The following is a 15,636-nucleotide window of genomic DNA, read 5'->3' as shown; positions in this document are numbered from 1 at the left end:
CAAGCGTGTGGAAAACTAGGTGGATAAGTGTGTGGACAATATAAATAGCTCTGAACAAGCCGATTTAAGCTGGTTAACAACGTGGAGTAACTTCTTAAATCAGGCTCCATTTACTGAGCAATCGCAAGGGCCAGAAGCCACTTCTTACTTGCAGCAGCTTATTGAAGCGAGCTTACAAGGCGATAGCTGTATTGATATCAGTTCTGAGCAAATTGCAGCACTTGGTCAGCTTGCTATATCTGCCGATCAAGCAACCTCAAATGTTGCCCCATGCGTCTACGATGAGCAGGGGTTGGCATTATACCGATATTGGCACCTAGAGCAACGACTTGCAGAACAAATTTGTCGATTAAAGCAACAATTAATTCAACCTGTATCTTGTGATGACTACTTAGACCTACTCACAGACCCGCATCAACAGGCAGCTTTACAAATGGTTGCTCGGCAGAGCCTGAGTATTATTACGGGTGGGCCGGGGACAGGGAAGACTTATACGCTTGCACGTATTATTGCTGTGCTGAGCCAAGCAATTCCGCATATTCGTGTGGCGATGGCTGCTCCAACGGGTAAAGCGGCACAGCGCATGCAAGAAGCATTACAAAACTCATTTAACGACCATAAACTGCTTGAGTCTGGATTAATGAGTGAAGAGCTCAGAAATCAGGGTACGCAAACGATTCATCGTTTGTTGGGAATGGGACATAGCCAAACACCGCGGTTTAATCAAAAACAACAACTTCCTTATGACGTGATTGTTGTGGATGAGGCTTCTATGCTGGATTTAAATCTAGCCACTCTTCTATTTGAAGCGGTGCCAGAGTCTTGTCGAATTATTTTATTAGGAGATGCAAATCAGCTCGCTTCCGTCGATGTCGGAGCAGTTCTTGCTGACTTGCAACAAATACAGGTGTTGGCTGACAACAGAGTACAATTACAAACCAGTCGCCGTTTTGCTGAAGGGGCGTTGATTGGGCAGGTTGCTAAATTTATTCAAGCACAAACCTATCAACAAGATCATGTAGCGGTTTTGCAGCAGTTTGAAATTGATATTGTTGAGGTTTCTGAATTAAAGCCTGTAGTTTTACAAAATGACATGCCAGATGTGGTTCAGCTTGAGTATTTGCCAGAAGGGAATCACGCAGAAGTCGAAATTTATTATCAGAAGCTCATGCTCGGTTTCCAAGGATATATAAAAAGCCTAAAAAATTATTTAAAAGAAGAACGCTCAATTGAACAGGTCCAAAATGTAGTAAAAGCATTTGATGACTATCGTATTTTAACGGCGGTCCGTCATGGCCCATTTGGGTTGCAGCAGTTAAATCAATATGCGCAGCGTTGGATACAACAACAGCTTTCAATAGTGACAGCAGGGGGATGGTATGTCGGTCGTCCAGTAATGATGACTTATAACGATTATCAGCTCGGTATTTCAAATGGTGACATTGGTTTGTGTTTTGAACATAGAACTCAGCCTCAGCAGTTTGAAGTATATTTTCCAAGTTTGAATAAATGGGTAGCTGCAAATCGATTACCTAAAAGTATCCAAAGTGCATTCGCTTTAACGATTCATAAGTCACAAGGTTCTGAATTTACACATACTGCCGTTGTTTTAGATCAGGCTGCAAAGAATTTATTAAGCCAAGAGCTTATTTACACTGCGATTACACGCGCTAAAAAAGTAGTGAGTCTTTTGGTTCATCCAGAAGCTTTACTACAGTCATTTACAGTGCGTACGACACGGAAAAGTGGTTTGGTTCAGAAAGTTAATCGGTTAGTTCGTTAAGGCAAACTTAATATTTTTACCCTTGTAAGAAAAAGCTTACATAGATTCGAGATATTTGCTGCTAGAGTACACCCAACGTTTTTGAGATTATAAACACACAACGAGCTTGGCAAGGAATGTCGGGCAAAATCGCACAATAATAATAGCTTAAGTCGAGAGACTGCGAACTTACAATGATGTAGGTGTATAAAGAGGAAACTTACAGCCGCTAAGCCTTGTAGTTTTGGGAGAGACTACAGGGCTTTTTTATATTCTCGATTTTATTTACTTCTAAACAATTCTCAGAAAAGTTCAGGTTTAAGCCTATATTTAGTGTGGTTTCTCTTCAAAAATTATATCAATAAAATCAATATATTTATCTATAATATGATTTTTAGGCAGCCATTTTTCCTGTGAATTGTTAAGTTATCTGTTATACAGAACTGTACGGTAAGGTGTAAAAGCCGTTATATATTAAATATTAGACAGACCTGTACGTTTTTGCTTACATGATGATAAGAAAAATACTACTTTTCTTCATAATTGGATGTGTCACAATACATCACATAAGGAAATAGAAACAAAGACACTGGAAGTGAGTTAAAACAACAAGAAAGATGTGACTAGCATCTCACTAACGATAATAAAAACAGAAATAACACGATAAACAAAAACTACAGCGCAAAAAACCCAAGCAGAAATGCTTGGGTTTTTTATTTGTTTACACTAAGTCAGTTTCATGAGAGTCGCTACCAAACAAAGATCGGCGTTGATCTCTAGGAATACGTGGACATTGAGTTGAAATTTGATAAAGCACGTTGGCTAAAGCAGGAAGGTGTGTTCCCACGACAGATTTTCCTGTTGTTAATAGTGAAACGCTAATATCTCTTTCAGGGTCGGCCCAACATAAAATATTGGAGAACCCTAAATGGCCAAAAGCTTGCCCCGTCATTGGGCCAAATAAACCAACTGGATTGCTGCCTAACATTGGACCTAATGCATAGCGCATTGGAATTAATAAAGTACGATCAATGTTAACGCCTGTGGTTGGTAGAGTTGCTCTAAAAATCGTTTTCTCACTGAAGATTTGCTGACCGCCATAGCTTCCCCCACTTAAAAGCATTTCAAAGAAACGTCCAGCTTGTTCTGCACTGGTATAGATATTGCCAGCAGGGCAAATTGTGTCCATAAAGCGGTTGTCGTTAGTCACATCAACTGCAAGTTGCAACCCTCCACCTAATACATGGTTGAGGTAGTGATCGGTGCCAAGGCGAGGGTGTAGACCCGTTGCACAATTTAAGGCAACCTCTGAGCGGTACTCTGGCTTTAAACCATAATTGAAATAAGGCATTCCCATCGGTTTTTCGATAGTTTGATGTACAAATTCACGTAAATCTTGTCCCGTCACACGTTCAATTACTTCTCCTAAAATATAACCCGCCGTCACAGCATGATAGGCAAGATGGTTACCAGCAGGAGATACAGGTTTGGCAGCATATAAACGTTTTAAAATTTCATCTTTATCAAATAATAGTTCGGGTGTGACATCGCCATCAATATAGGGAATACCGCCACGATGTGCTAATAAATGAAAGATAGTCGCACGGCGCTTGCCGTTAACACCATATTCGGGAATATAGTAGCTCACAGGATCAAGCAAATTTATTTCGCCTTTTTCATCTAATAGATGAATTAACATAGCAGTAATCATCTTCGATGCTGAAAACAAACAAACGGGCGTATCTGGGGTCGCAATTAAGGCATTCTCTTGTAGTCCTGCCGGAGAGTTCCCTTGAGCATATCCAATGCTTCTGTTTAGCAAAATTTTACCTTGTCTACGTAAGCAGAAGGTAATCAGTGGATAATTTCCAGTTTTATATAGTGCTTCTATACTGTTCCAGATTTTGTGAATCTGATGTTCAGTCATTCCACCCTGTTCAGCAGCAACTTCATCTTGATGACGAATAACTTGCTCAATATTGTCCGGTACTGGACAAGTGTTGGTTGAAAAAATTTTCACACGTCCCTCGCGCTTCTTTCTTTTTATTCAAAGGTAGTGTGCAGGGTTAACTTGCTCGTGTCAGTGTCTAAAATGACAAGTTACTGAAAACAATTTTGCAATCCACCTATAGATACCTTAAAATAGACAACTTGCTGTAGTGATGCACGGCAGTCAGTTGCCTCAACTGATTAATATCGTTAACTTTTTTAAGCATCTCGGAGAAATCGAATGGCTTTAACTAATGCAGACCGCGCAGAGATCATTGCTAAATTTGCTCGCGCTGAAAATGACACTGGTTCACCAGAAGTACAAGTAGCTTTATTGACTGCTCAAATCAATGATTTACAAGGTCACTTTAAAGCTCACAAACACGACCATCACAGCCGTCGTGGTTTGATCCGTATGGTTAACCAACGTCGTAAATTGCTCGACTACTTAAATGGTAAAGACCACGGTCGTTACACTGCTTTGATCGGTGCTTTAGGTTTACGTCGTTAATTCGATTTTCACTTTGTTTTCGCTATTTCGCATGTCGCAATGCTTTATCGCTGAAAAGAGAGTTTCACTTAATTTTAGGTTAAGTGATGTTTAGAAGGGGCGCTTGTGCGCTCCTTCTTTGCGTTTAATATTATTTAAAATTTTTGGCCTAGTGTGATGGCTTCTAAGCTTTGTCATTTATCTACCAATAGTTGTAGTCTGAATGCCAAACCTTAGGGGTCTCACTAGAATAAAATTAGGAAAATACAATACATGTCAATGTTTAATATCGTTCGTAAAGAATTCCAATTCGGTCAACATCAAGTCGTTTTAGAAACGGGTCGCGTTGCACGTCAAGCAAATACAGTTTTAGTTACAATGGGCGGCGTAACTGTTTTAGTTGCAGTTGTTGCTCAACCTAAAGCAAAAGCGGGTCAAGACTTCTTCCCGTTAACAGTTAACTATCAAGAAAAACAATATGCTGCGGGTCGTATCCCTGGTGGTTACGGTAAGCGTGAAGGCCGTGCTTCTGAAGCTGAAACTTTAATTTCACGTCTTATTGACCGTCCAATTCGTCCATTGTTCCCAGAAGGTTACTTCAACGAAATCCAAGTAACAGCAACGGTTGTTTCTTCTGACAAAACTATGGATGCTGATATTGCAGCAATGCTTGGTACATCAGCAGCATTGTCTATTGCTGGTACTCCTTTCCGTGGTCCAATTGGTGGCGCACGTGTTGGTTTAATCAACGGTGAATATGTTCTTAACCCGAACTTTGAACAGTTGAAAGAAAGTGATCTTGATCTTGTGGTTGCGGGTACTGAATCTGCGGTACTGATGGTTGAATCTGAAGCTAAAGAGCTTTCAGAAGACCAAATGTTAGGTGCTGTACTTTTCGGTCATGACGAAATGCAAATTGCTGTTCAAGCAATTAAAGAATTTGCTGCTGCTGCCGGTGCAGTTGAATCAACTTGGGTTGCTCCAAGCAAAAATGAAGCTCTTCTTGAGCAATTAAAAGCAGCTTTCGAAGCTAAAATTTCTGAAGCATATACGATTGCGGTTAAACAAGATCGTTATGCAGCACTTGATGCACTTTATGCAGAAGCTGTAGCTAAGTTCGTTCCTGAAAATGACGAAACTGGTATTGCTGACGAAGTAAACGAATTATTTGAAGACCTTAAATACCGTACAGTACGTGACAACATCTTGTCAGGTAAACCACGTATTGATGGCCGTGATACTAAAACTGTTCGTGGTATCGACGTTCAAGTTGGTGTATTAGACCGCGCTCACGGTTCTGCATTATTTACACGTGGTGAAACTCAAGCGTTGGTAACAACAACTTTGGGTAATACTCGTGATGCATTAATGGTTGATACATTGTCAGGTACTAAAACTGACAACTTCATGTTGCACTACAACTTCCCTGCATACTCTGTAGGTGAAACTGGTCGTGAATCTGGTCCTAAACGTCGTGAAATTGGTCATGGTCGTTTGGCGCGTCGTGGTGTTCAAGCAGTTCTTCCTGCTGCTGACCGCTTCCCGTATGTGATTCGTATTGTATCTGACATTACTGAATCTAACGGTTCATCTTCAATGGCTTCTGTATGTGGTGCGTCATTATCACTTATGGATGCGGGTGTTCCACTTAAAGCACCAGTTGCTGGTATCGCAATGGGCTTAGTGAAAGAAGGTGAGCGTTTTGCAGTACTTTCTGACATCTTAGGTGATGAAGATCACTTAGGTGACATGGACTTTAAAGTAGCAGGTTCTGAAAACGGTATTACTGCACTTCAAATGGACATCAAGATTGAAGGTATTACTGAAGAAATTATGGAAGTTGCATTAAACCAAGCATTTGCTGGTCGTATGCACATCCTTAATGAAATGAATAAAGTAATTTCACGTGCTCGTTCGGAAATCAGTGCTCATGCACCGACATTTGAAGTGATTAACATCAATCCAGACAAAATCCGTGATGTTATTGGTAAAGGTGGCGCAACGATTCGTGCCATTACAGAAGAAACCAAGGCTGCGATTGATATCGAAGACAATGGTACAGTTCGCGTATTTGGTGAAACTAAAGCTGCTGCTCGTGCTGCAATTGCAAAAATTCAAGCACTTACTGCTGAAGTTGAACCAGGTAAGATCTATGACGGTAAAGTAATCCGTATTGTAGAATTCGGTGCGTTTGTAAATATCATGCCGGGTACGGATGGTCTTCTTCACATTTCGCAAATTTCAAATGAACGTATTGCGAACGTAACTGATGTTCTTAAAGAAGGTCAGGAAGTTAAAGTACAAGTTGCTGATGTTGATAATCGTGGTCGTATTAAATTGACTATGAAAGACATTGAACAAGCATAATTGTTCTAGTGACATGAAAAAGTCCGCTTGATGCGGACTTTTTTTATGGCATGATGCAAGTAATACAAAAACAGATCGTTGTGGTATGCAGGTTTATTACTTTTATCGCCATCAAAGCGACGGCTATGTTTTTTTAAGCCGCGAACAGCATAGTGAACATGTTCTGGAGTTTTTCTGGATTGATAGTGTCAGAACGGATGTGGTTAACCATAACGAAGAATGGCAACAAGAGATTCAAAAGCTTTCAGGTGTGGTTATTAATGAGTTTCATATGCGGGATATTGCCAATATTGAACATCCCTGTGCATTTGATACGCTTGAAGAATATGACTTATTAATTTTTAAGAAATTGGTCACACCTGACGATGAAATTAAACATGCAGAATCACAAGATAGTGTTTTTGGTTTAGCGACGACACCCATTAGTTTTATTTTGACGCCTGATGTGCTGATTAGTGTGCGCGAGCAGGGGAATAAGTCGATTGAAAACTATATTCAACGTCTCGAAAATATTTTATGTAAAACGTTAGAAGAACAAAACAAAACCCGTAAATTACCGAATTCTCCCGTCGATTTATCATTACGTCTGTTAAATAGTATGGTTGATGGTTACCTTGATATCCGCTCGCCATTGACGAGAAGAGTCGAGCATTGGCAACAGCAATTGTTACAGGGTAATCGCCGTTTTAAACAGTGGCACCAACTATTCCATGAAAATATGGCCTTTCAACAGGTCGAAAATTTATGCGAAGAACAAATCGAAACCCTTCAAGAATTTCGGGATGAAATTGTAGAAAATTACCATCATGTCGTTGGTGGTCACATCCGTAATTCTCAAGATATTTTACTGGTTCGTTTAAATGATTTAATGAGTCATGTTGAACGTATTCAGAAACATACTTTGCGGTTACGCAGCGCAATTCAGTCGGCTATTGATTTACATTTTTCTGCTATTGCGAACCAAACCAATGAAAACATGCGGATTCTCGCAATTATCACGGCAGTCTTTGCACCGCTTACCCTTTTAACGGGCATTTATGGAATGAATTTTGAGTTTATTCCTGGTCTTAAATCACCCGTTGGTTTCTGGATTATGCTGGGTGCTATGCTCATTAGTACGATTTTTCTGTTGTACTATTTTTATCGACAGCATTTGGTTGGACGTGGTGAAAAAAGTGTCATTGATTTGTTAGCTCAGCAGCATCGTCAAGATCGGATGAATTTATTTTGGTTTTTGGAATATGAACCGATTAAACAGACTGTGAAGGAATTAGAGAAAATTACTCGGTTAAAATAATTTTTTATTGAATTTTTTTCCAAAATTTTCTCGAGCTAAGCGTCATCCACAACCTGCCCATAATTTAGAAATTATTGTTTTTGCAAAATAATGATTTAAATGAGGATAGTGAACAGGTTTTGTGGATGACAATGGTTTTGGTTACTTTTGCCAAAACAAAAGTAACGTAATTAGCTGATGGAATAGACAATGAGTGCCAGTAGGACTCCGTCGTGACTATCTAATCTAATGAAAATGCTTCAACTGTTTTCTAAGTTGTTGTACTTCATCAATCAAATCTAACATCACCGCAACTGCTGCCAAACTTGCGTCAAAGTCACGTTGCAGACGATAAGCTTTACGAGCACGGGCAACATCTTCACCCATAAATTGATGTGCTTCAGGTGTATTGTCGACTGATAAAATGTCATATTCAATTAACTGAATAATCCAGTCAGGGCTTTGACCACAAGCTTGAGCAAATTGTTGTAGATCAAATGTAGATTGTTCATCAACGACCTCCGCACTAAAGGTATGGCCGTCATATACAATTTCTCGATAATGAATGGTTGTCATGATCTTGCTCCCTAATGAGATGAACGAGGTTCGAATGAAGCGAAGGCTTCAGCCAGTTGCTGATAGGCTTGTTTTTCTTTTTCAGAATGTGCTGGTGGGAATACAATATTTAAAATTAAGTAGAGATGGCCTGGCGTTTTATTTGGTATCCCTTTGTCTTTTAAGCGTAGCTGTTGTCCTTGTTTTGCGTTGTGAGGCAAATTGACGTTTAAAGGTCCAGCCGGGGTTTTTACTTCAATACCTTGACCTAAGGCTGCTTCCCACGGTGCTACATCTACAGTCAAATAGACATCACTGCCTTCAACATGAACGCGGTCTGTGTCTTTATACTGAATTTCAATATAAAGATCGCCGTTGGCACCGCCATTGATACCACTTTGCCCTTGTCCTGTTAAGCGGATTTGCTGACCTTCTTTCATACCTTTTGGTATTTTGACTTGTAAGGTTTTGCGTTGAACTTCAGGCTCGCCATAAGCATTCACAGTCGGAATTTGTAGGGTAATCTGTTGCGTTGATCCCTGATAGGCAATATCAAGATCGACCTCTATGCTGGCATGCTGGTCTTCACCACGATAACTACGCTGTTGTCTTTGGTATTGCTGCTGACCACCACCAAATCCTGCACCAAAGCGACCAAATAAATCTTCAAAACTACTAAAGTCTGCTTGCTCACCACCTGTAAAACCTTGGCGATAAAACTGTGCTCCATCAAAACCGCCTTGTGCAGCGCCCTGACCAAAGTTATTAAAACCTTGAGGGTGATCTAACATCTGGTCATATTCAGCTTTTTTTTCGGCATTGCTTAACGTGTCATAGGCAACATTAATTGCCTGCATCTTTTCTTCTGCATCTTTTTCTTTGCTGATGTCAGGATGATATTTACGAGCTAATTTTCGATAAGCTTTTTTAATTTCATCAGCAGAGGCTTTGCGTGTAACCCCTAATTCTTCATAATAATTTTTTGCCATAATGTTTTATCACGATGGTGTGGTTTATTTCATTATGAAACGATTTTTAGAGTTTTCAATAAGCTGGATTGTATAAGAGTTGTTCTATTCAAAAATGAAATTGATAGGAAGAGGTATAGGTAAATGGGGCCTATACCTCATCATGATTTAGATGAAACTTTGATATAAGCCGTAAAGGGCAATAAGTAAAAGTAATAAACCGCATAGGCCTAATATTTTTGGATATAAATGACTGTTAGAAAGGCGGCGGAAGAATATATAAACCAGAGATAAAGTAAGGAAGTCTAAAACAATCCATGTCAGGGTCAGTATGGTTAGACTTAAATTTAATTGAGGTGTAATAGAGACAAATTGCGGAAAGAAAGCCGAGAAAAAAATAATATCTTTCGGGTTTGAAATACCGACAAGGAAGCCTTTTTTAAAGCCTCCATTTTGTGCTGAAACTGTCTGTATTGCTTCTGGGTGAGGTGCCTGAATGACTTCTTTGAGAATGCTGAAACCTAAATAACCAATATATAGACAGCCTAAAATACGAATGATATTAAGATAACTATCGTTAACACTCAGTACTCCTTTTAAAACGAGTACTGAAATAAAAATTAAGACAAGAGATGCTAAATTTGTCCCAAAAATGGTTTCAAGGGCTTTTTTATACCCTCCTTTAAGTCCAGCGCTTGCAACTAAAATCATGACAGGACCTGGGGTCGCAATCATGATAACTACACTAAAAATAAAGAGAAAATAATCAAAATAATTCATGGCGTTTTGAGCATCTTATTTATTAGGCTATAAAGTAGCCTTATATTATCCTATCTAAAATAAGATATTGAAAATTATCATCAAAAGTACAGACAAATAAAAAGGCGGTATATCCGCCTTTTTATAAATTTTCACGATTAACTTAAATGTTCACCAAATAATGCTAAAGCTTCTTCAGCAGTAAAGGTGTATTGAGTATTACAGAACTGGCAATCCATACGAATCGGGTTCTGTTCCTCTAGCGTTTCATGCACAGCGTCTACACCAATTTGAATCAGCGCATGTGCACAGCGTTCTTTTGAACATGTACAGCCAAATTTTAGTGCTTCAATTTCTGGTAAACGAACTTCTTCTTCGTTATATAAACGATATAAGATTTCGTTTGCATCTAAATTGGTGAGCTCTTCAGCTTTTAATGTTTCAGTCAACATGGTCAAGCGTGGCCATAAATCTTCATCGACTAATTTTTGCTCTTCTTCATTGTGGCGTGGCAAAAGCTGAATGAGTAAACCACCAGAGCGTTTGGTCGTACTTGCTAACACAATGCGAGTTGGAATTTGTGCAGACAAATCGTAATACTGCATCAGGCAACCTGCTAAGGTGACTTGGTCAAGCGGCACGATCCCTTGATAACGCTCGCCAAATTCCGGTTCAATATTAATAAATAAAACTGGATTAACCAAAGCGCCGAGAACTGTGCTGCTATCTGCTGCTTCAATGAAGCGTGGATCCGTTTCGTAATCCGCTAGAGCACGAACTTCACCTAAATGATTACATTCAGCCATTGCCCACTTAAAGGTGCCGCTAGCCTGGATTTGCAAGCTGATACGGCCTTTGATTTTTAGTGTACTTGCAAGTAATGCAGTCGCACTCAACATTTCACCTAGCAGAATTTTAACTGCAGGCATATAGTCACGTTGAGCTAAGATAGTTTGTAGTGCCTCTTCTAGATGAACTACTTCCCCACGAACCGGAAAGTTCTCAATATAAAAGCGTTGGCGTAAATCAGACATAATATTCTCCAGGGCCCTAAGCAGAGTATAACTATTTCGTTTTAATCAAGCTTAGGAAATGCAGCGAAGCCGCAAGCCGGACAGGGGCAGCGTATTGATGCCCATTGTCCAATTATTTAGGCAATGTGAATAAGTCCTTAATATAGCCATTTTTTGAAATCTCAAGTTATTCTAGATGATCTCGTGTAATGTCGATGCGATTTGGTTGTAAATGACGCTTTAAATTCACATCGTGTTTTGATGTGGCCTGTTGCTGAGCATCACTTTCAAACAAATGCTCAAGTTCGGCTAAGGCATTACGATGTGTTTCAAAGATCTTCTGTTCATCAGTATAAATACTTTGCTGCTGTATGAGCAATTTCTCATCATAATCTCGAAAGATTTCGATATTGTTATAGGCTTGTTCATCAGAGATACCGAGTTCTCGCAAGGCACGATAAGCCATACCTAATGAGGATAAATACGTCTCACGCCAAATGTATTCCACGCCTAAATCTCTTAAAAGATGTACATGGTGACGGTCCCGAGCACGAGCCAACAGCTTTAAGTTTGGATAATTTAATCTGAGATGGCGAGCGACATTCATTGAATCTTCAACATCATCAATCGCTAAAATAAATACTTTGGCTTTTTCAATACCTGCAGAACGCAGTAAATCTGGTTGGGTCACATCACCATAATAAAGTTTACCGCCGTATCGTCGCACAAAGTCCACTTGATGAAGATTGTTGTCGATTGCGGTAAAGCCCAAATGTTGCAGGCGGGCAATACGCGCAATAATTTGTCCAAATCGACCAAAACCGGCAATGATAATTGGGTTATCTTGCTGAGGAATTTCATCGTACTCAGGTGGACGTTCTTTATTAAACAGAGGAATGACCTGAGTTGCCATAATCCAGTAAATCACTGGGGTAAGTACCATCGACAAGGTCACAATAAGGGTCACTGGCTCTAGTAGAGCTTGAGTTAAAATTTTCTCACTTTTTGCAAGACTCAAAATTACAAAAGCAAATTCTCCGCCTTGTGCTAAGCAAGTACCCAAAAGCAAACTATTGTTCCAACTGTATTTTTTATAGCGTGCAATGGCAGTCAATATTAGTGTTTTGATGAGTAATAAGCCGACTGCTCCACCAATAATAAGCCAAGGCATTTCAATGAGTAGGGACAGTTGGGTAGTCATACCCACGGTCATAAAGAATAAGCCAAGTAGTAGACCTTTAAACGGTGCAATACTCGCTTCAACTTCGTGACGAAATTCTGAATCTGCTAATAATACACCTGTGAGGAACGCGCCTAATGTAGTGCTAATTCCTAAGGTATCCATAAGCAAGACAACAGCAAGAATAATAAATAATCCTACTGCTGTAATAAGCTCAGTCGCGCCACTTTTGGCAACAAAACGGAAGAATGGACGCATCACATAGCGACTAAACAAAAACAAGCCCGTAAAGGTTGCAATAATAGCTGCAAAATAAGCGATCCCGTGATGGGTTGATTCTGTTCCTGCCAATAATGGAATGATGGCAAGTAAGGGAATCGCCGCTATATCTTGAAAGAGCAAAATTGAAAAAGACTGCTGACCATAAGTCGTGTTGAGTTGCTGCTTTTCAGTCAGAAGTTGTAATACAAAAGCGGTAGAAGACAGCGCAAGGGCAAAACCAATGACAAAGCTAACAGAAAGCTGCTGCTTAAAGAGTAATAGTATGATTAGCATAAGTACGCCACCGCTAATGAGGACTTGCAGACTTCCCATTACAAAAATAGAGTCACGCATTTCCCACAACCGCTGTGGCCTTAGTTCTAAACCAATCAGGAACATCAATAAAATGACACCGAATTCGGCAAGTTCCATAATTGCTTCAGGGTCATGTGCAATATTTAAAACACTAGGACCTAGAAGTATTCCTGTAAATAAATAACCTAAAACTGTTGCTATCCCTAGGCGTTTGCCAAGAGGGACTAAAATCAGAGAAGCTCCAAGAAAGATTGTTGCTTGCAGTAGGAATGACATTCATTGCCTCGAATGTATTAGTCTCTTTTAAGTGTAAAGCCAAAAAGGCTTCTTCACACCATGATATTCAAATCATCTAATTAAATTCTTGCGGATCGACATCAATTGATAGCCTGAGTTGATGCTGTCTTGGGGCATGAACCAATTGAGACCACCATTGTCTTAAGTAAAAGTGTAGGCGAGCACGGTCAGCAGATAAAATCACCATGTGGGCACGGTAGCGTCCTGCTTTACGTTCCATCGGCGCTGGAATAGGTCCCCAAATATCAACAATCTCACCAGCGACTTGACGAAGTTGCTCGGCAGCTTCATTTAAAAATTGTAAGGTATAGTCACGATCTTTGGATTCTGCACGTATTAGTACTGCATAGCGATAAGGCGGCAGCAAAGCAACTTTACGTTCTGCAAGAGTCTGTTTGGCTACTGCCCGATAATCTTTTTCGATGAGCGTGGTGAGTAATGGATGGTCAGGTCTTAATGTTTGTAAATATACATGGCCTTTGTGTTCACCACGACCTGCACGACCAGCGACTTGTACAATCAGCTGCGCCGTACGTTCTGGCGCACGGATGTCTACGCTGAGTAAACCTGCATCAATATCTAAAATGGCAACCAATGTGACATGTGGAAAATGATGGCCTTTTGCCAACATTTGAGTGCCGAGCAAAATTGTTGGTTTGTTTTGATGAATACGGTCGTAGATTTTTTGCCAGCTCCCGACACGACTGGTACTGTCACGATCGACCCGAATGACATCATACTCTGGAAATAGTTCTTGTAAGTGTTCTTCGACCTTAGCGGTTCCTGCCCCTAAGGTTTTTAAGCTTTTTTGCTGACATTCAGGACAATGATCGGGTAAGCGATGAATGGTTCCACAGTGGTGGCAATGTAGATAAGAATAAGGTTGGGTGTGCAAAGTAAAATGTGCATCACAATGTGGACAATTTGCTTGCCATCCACAGCTTTCACAAACCAGTACAGGTGCATAGCCACGACGGTTTAAAAAGATTAAAACCTGTTCTTTCCTAGCTAATGTATGTTTGATTTGTTCAATAAGGGGCTGACTGATTCCATGCTGTTTTTTGACAATTTTAAGGTCAATCAAATGCATTTTAGGCAAAAGTGCATGGCCAGCACGTTTGTTGAGTTGCAGGGACGTTAATTTGCCAGTTTCGACCAAATAATAACTATCAATACTTGGTGTTGCTGATCCTAAAATCACAGGGCAGTTTTGCAAGTGACCGCGGTATAGTGCGACATCACGCGCATGGTAACGGAAACCTTCTTGCTGTTTATAAGACAGATCATGTTCTTCATCTAAAATGATCAATCCCAAACGTGGCAGTGGCGTATAGATGGCAGATCGTGTCCCTAAAATAATAGACGCTTTTCCGGTTTGTGCCTGTTGCCATGCTTGCAAGCGTTTAGAGTCATTTAAGCCAGAGTGCAATAAAGCAATATCACAGTTAAAACGAGACTTAAAACGGGAAATAGTTTGAGGGGTTAAACCAATTTCAGGCACTAACACCAGTACTTGTTTACCTTGCTTTAGCACCTCATGCATGATGTGCAAATAAACTTCTGTTTTACCGCTACCTGTTAAACCATCGAGCAAAAATGCTTGGTATTGATGCTGGGCTTTAATGACATGTTGAGTCGCTTGCTTTTGATCTTCATTTAGCGTGAGCGGCATTTGTGCCAATTGAACAGGTGTAGGGCTAAAGTCATGTGGTTCGAGCGTACAGTCTACCAGCCCTTTCTTTTGAAGTGCTTTAAGCGTTGCAGTTTCTACACCACTTAAATTCAGAATATTTTCTGTTGTTCCCGAAGGATGTAATTTTAAAATCTGATAAGCATCTTGTTGCTTCACCGAGCGTTTAAGCAGAGTTTCGACATCGTCACAGGGAGTAATTTTCCATAGATGGAATAAAACATCCATCGGTTTACCCTGACGCAATAAAGCCGGAAGAGCTGTTTGCATGACCTCACCAATTGGAAATTGGTAATATTGTGCGGACCATGTCAATAAACTTAAAACTTGTTCATCTAAAATAGGTTCTTCATCTAAAAGTTCAGAAATGGCTTTAAGTTGAAATTTACCCGTAAATGGCTCATGTGGATTTACTTTTTCAGTAATGATGCCAATCAGGTTTTGGCGTCCAAATGAAATGGCGACGCGTGAGCCTACGTGAGCCCGTTCATATTGTGCTTCGGTGAGTGTATAGTCAAAAGTGTCGTACAGATGCACAGGTACGGCTACACGCACACGATAAACAACTGAATCAGGCTTTGGCGTTATGGTCATAGAGGCTCATTTCGTCAATTTTAAAAAACGGCATAGCGTCGTGAAGAGGACTTGGGTATTCTACACAGGCTATAGAACGAATATGAATGATTGCGTAGCATAGATGCAACAGCAGCGACT

At 40.1% G+C, this 15,636-nt stretch carries 11 protein-coding genes; 4 read left to right on the top strand and 7 right to left on the bottom strand.

The window, feature by feature from the left end:
- Positions 1 to 31: 31 nt before the first annotated feature.
- Entirely contained in the window at positions 32 to 1,783 is a 1,752-nt protein-coding gene (gene recD, locus MMY79_RS17525) for an exodeoxyribonuclease V subunit alpha (RefSeq protein ID WP_252610589.1), read from the top strand.
- A 700-nt stretch (positions 1,784 to 2,483) separates the two neighbouring features.
- Here recD and MMY79_RS17520 read toward each other — a convergent pair.
- A complete protein-coding gene (locus MMY79_RS17520; RefSeq protein WP_252610587.1) occupies positions 2,484 to 3,782 on the bottom strand; it encodes a serine hydrolase domain-containing protein in 1,299 nt (432 codons plus the stop codon).
- A gap of 210 nt (positions 3,783 to 3,992) precedes the next feature.
- Between MMY79_RS17520 and rpsO the strand changes: the two genes are divergently transcribed.
- The 3 genes from rpsO (at position 3,993) to MMY79_RS17505 (ending at position 7,905) form a co-directional block, all read left to right on the top strand.
- The gene (rpsO, locus tag MMY79_RS17515; protein ID WP_002114951.1) at positions 3,993 to 4,262 is read left to right on the top strand and encodes a 30S ribosomal protein S15; all 270 of its coding nucleotides are present in this window, start codon (positions 3,993 to 3,995) and stop codon (positions 4,260 to 4,262) included.
- 258 nt (positions 4,263 to 4,520) lie between these two features.
- Complete coding sequence (pnp, locus tag MMY79_RS17510; RefSeq protein WP_252613563.1) at positions 4,521 to 6,608, top strand: polyribonucleotide nucleotidyltransferase; 2,088 nt, start codon at positions 4,521 to 4,523, stop codon at positions 6,606 to 6,608.
- A gap of 85 nt (positions 6,609 to 6,693) precedes the next feature.
- The gene (locus MMY79_RS17505) at positions 6,694 to 7,905 is read left to right on the top strand and encodes a magnesium transporter CorA family protein (protein WP_252610585.1); all 1,212 of its coding nucleotides are present in this window, start codon (positions 6,694 to 6,696) and stop codon (positions 7,903 to 7,905) included.
- 225 nt (positions 7,906 to 8,130) lie between these two features.
- Here the strand turns inward: MMY79_RS17505 and MMY79_RS17500 are convergent, their stop codons facing one another.
- From MMY79_RS17500 to MMY79_RS17475, 6 genes are all read right to left on the bottom strand, one after another.
- On the bottom strand, positions 8,131 to 8,460 hold the full coding sequence (locus MMY79_RS17500) for a chaperone modulator CbpM (protein ID WP_016139411.1): 330 nt from the start codon (positions 8,458 to 8,460) through the stop codon (positions 8,131 to 8,133).
- An 11-nt stretch (positions 8,461 to 8,471) separates the two neighbouring features.
- Positions 8,472 to 9,428 (bottom strand): DnaJ C-terminal domain-containing protein, encoded by a 957-nt coding sequence (locus MMY79_RS17495; protein WP_252610583.1) that lies wholly within the window; start codon positions 9,426 to 9,428, stop codon positions 8,472 to 8,474.
- Between the two features lie 147 nt (positions 9,429 to 9,575).
- On the bottom strand, positions 9,576 to 10,187 hold the full coding sequence (locus tag MMY79_RS17490) for a LysE family translocator (RefSeq protein WP_004794957.1): 612 nt from the start codon (positions 10,185 to 10,187) through the stop codon (positions 9,576 to 9,578).
- 137 nt (positions 10,188 to 10,324) lie between these two features.
- On the bottom strand, positions 10,325 to 11,200 hold the full coding sequence (locus MMY79_RS17485) for an Hsp33 family molecular chaperone HslO (RefSeq protein ID WP_252610581.1): 876 nt from the start codon (positions 11,198 to 11,200) through the stop codon (positions 10,325 to 10,327).
- A 166-nt stretch (positions 11,201 to 11,366) separates the two neighbouring features.
- Positions 11,367 to 13,211, bottom strand: a complete 1,845-nt coding sequence (locus MMY79_RS17480) for a monovalent cation:proton antiporter-2 (CPA2) family protein (RefSeq protein WP_252610579.1) — start codon at positions 13,209 to 13,211, stop codon at positions 11,367 to 11,369.
- Positions 13,212 to 13,287: 76 nt separating this feature from the next.
- Positions 13,288 to 15,516 (bottom strand): primosomal protein N', encoded by a 2,229-nt coding sequence (locus tag MMY79_RS17475; protein ID WP_252610577.1) that lies wholly within the window; start codon positions 15,514 to 15,516, stop codon positions 13,288 to 13,290.
- Positions 15,517 to 15,636 lie beyond the last annotated feature (120 nt).

Origin of the sequence: Acinetobacter sp. XS-4 (genome assembly GCF_023920705.1) — a bacterium.
Taxonomy (GTDB): domain Bacteria; phylum Pseudomonadota; class Gammaproteobacteria; order Pseudomonadales; family Moraxellaceae; genus Acinetobacter.
The sequence above is the reverse complement of the archived record's forward strand: the minus strand, read 5'-3'. Positions and strand labels throughout refer to the sequence as shown.

Bases quoted from the DNA above. Each gene is read 5' to 3' on its own strand.
- rpsO (WP_002114951.1), top strand. From the start codon at position 3,993: ATGGCTTTAACTAATGCAGACCGCGCAGAGATCATTGCTAAATTTGCT.
- pnp (WP_252613563.1), top strand. From the start codon at position 4,521: ATGTTTAATATCGTTCGTAAAGAATTCCAATTCGGTCAACATCAAGTC.
- MMY79_RS17505 (WP_252610585.1), top strand. From the start codon at position 6,694: ATGCAGGTTTATTACTTTTATCGCCATCAAAGCGACGGCTATGTTTTT.
- MMY79_RS17500 (WP_016139411.1), bottom strand. From the start codon at position 8,460: ATGACAACCATTCATTATCGAGAAATTGTATATGACGGCCATACCTTT.
- MMY79_RS17495 (WP_252610583.1), bottom strand. From the start codon at position 9,428: ATGGCAAAAAATTATTATGAAGAATTAGGGGTTACACGCAAAGCCTCT.
- MMY79_RS17490 (WP_004794957.1), bottom strand. From the start codon at position 10,187: ATGAATTATTTTGATTATTTTCTCTTTATTTTTAGTGTAGTTATCATG.
- MMY79_RS17485 (WP_252610581.1), bottom strand. From the start codon at position 11,200: ATGTCTGATTTACGCCAACGCTTTTATATTGAGAACTTTCCGGTTCGT.
- MMY79_RS17480 (WP_252610579.1), bottom strand. From the start codon at position 13,211: ATGTCATTCCTACTGCAAGCAACAATCTTTCTTGGAGCTTCTCTGATT.
- MMY79_RS17475 (WP_252610577.1), bottom strand. From the start codon at position 15,516: ATGACCATAACGCCAAAGCCTGATTCAGTTGTTTATCGTGTGCGTGTA.